Below are 1,525 nucleotides of genomic sequence, written 5' to 3' on the forward strand. Positions count from 1 at the left end.
AGCCGACTCCACTCGACGCTGGGCTACGTCAGCCCCATGACGTTCGAGAAAAACTGGTCCGCAGCTCAGCAACACCGGGCTGCCTAATTCCCTCGGTTATGGGATTCGTGGAACAGGGGCAAGGTCACCGTGCTTGCTGCATTCCTTCTCGCACCTTTCGCAAATCGTGGCACACAGCGCACAGATCTCCCTTGCGTGCTGGGGCTTTCTGAGGCCACCATCGCCGCTGCGAATGCGCAGGCCTGCACGCACCCGATATCAAGTTCGATGCTGTAGCGAGGCGTCTCAATGAACGCCCGCGCAAGACACTAAACTTCGGTACGCCGGCTGAACGACTCCATCAAGCTGTTGCGTTGACCGGTTGAATCCACAGGTGAAATCCGCTGCCACGCCGCAATGCCCACGCGCATCCACGAAGAATGCGCATCCAATCGTTAAATGACGGGAATCTAACCGCCACATGACATAGTTCTTTCAGAGCGGCTTCAAGTATTACCGCATCAGAAGCGATGCAATGCTCTTAAATTTTTCAATATCCAATCCAAGCTCCAGACGTTTGCCTTTGCATTGGCGCGATCAACGCAGGAAAAGATTTGTATTCATTACCGTATGAAACTGTATCTTCAATTTCTTCCCCGCCAGTGTTACCTCGTTAACATCAATCTTTCGGGAGGATTACATTTTCGCTCTATACGGCCCGCTGCTCGGGTCCGGGAATAAAATTAAATTGAAAAGACAGTTCTCGAACGCCCCATCCGCTACTTGTAATGTCAGGATGCGAATGAAAGCAGGCATGCCACTCCTCTTGTCCGTTGGCGCAGCCATCTGCCTTGTGCCGGGACAGGTGTGGGCAATACAACTGGCATGGGTTGCCGAGACACCGACTGGACTGGGCATTGATGGCATCAAGGCCGAACGCCGCGACGACGGGGATGAGGTCCAGCTATTGGTGTTGGCGGCCAATCCCCGGCATCACTCGATGAAGCATGTTACGCCGCCGAAGGCGACGAGCCAGCCGCCGGACCGATCGACGCCGGCATCTGCACCGGACAGTCAACAGGCGGGTTGCGAAGATGACAAGAAGACAAGGTCCACTGAACCTGTTGTTCCACAACATGGTGGACCCAATGCGCCCTAGTGCAGGACCATAACCTGGAGATCTAAACGATGAAACAAAAACTGATGGTCGGAGCCTTCATTGCTGCCGTATCGCTGAGTGCGGCGGCGGTCGATATGAGCAATGTCGTTAAAACCTACGATTTGCAGGACGGCTCGAAGGTGCACGTTTTCAAGGACGGCAAGATGGGCATGGAGAACAAGTTCGGCAAGTCCATGAACATGCCGGAAGGCAAGGTCATGGAGACCAGGGATGGCACGAAAATCATCATGAAGGGCAACGAGATTTTCAGGCTCGACGAAGCCCTCAGGAAGGGCCACAGCGAAGGGGGCTGATGCTGCCAGGGCGCGTTGCGCGCCCTACTTCGCCCACTCGGGGGATGCAGAAACGAAAATCCGCAACGGCCTC

At 55.0% G+C, this 1,525-nt stretch carries 2 protein-coding genes; both read left to right on the forward strand.

Annotated features, from left to right (window positions below; genetic code table 11):
* Nucleotides 1–793: 793 nt before the first annotated feature.
* Entirely contained in the window at nucleotides 794–1,138 is a 345-nt protein-coding gene (locus tag F7R19_RS29480; protein WP_133428603.1) for a Cu(II)/Cu(I) resistance protein CopM, read from the forward strand.
* Between the two features lie 29 nt (nucleotides 1,139–1,167).
* A complete protein-coding gene (gene copK, locus F7R19_RS29485; protein ID WP_008652571.1) occupies nucleotides 1,168–1,452 on the forward strand; it encodes a periplasmic Cu(I)/Cu(II)-binding protein CopK in 285 nt (94 codons plus the stop codon).
* The last annotated feature ends 73 nt before the right edge of the window (nucleotides 1,453–1,525 follow it).

The sequence above is a fragment of the Cupriavidus pauculus genome, from assembly GCF_008801835.1.
GTDB lineage: Bacteria > Pseudomonadota > Gammaproteobacteria > Burkholderiales > Burkholderiaceae > Cupriavidus > Cupriavidus pauculus.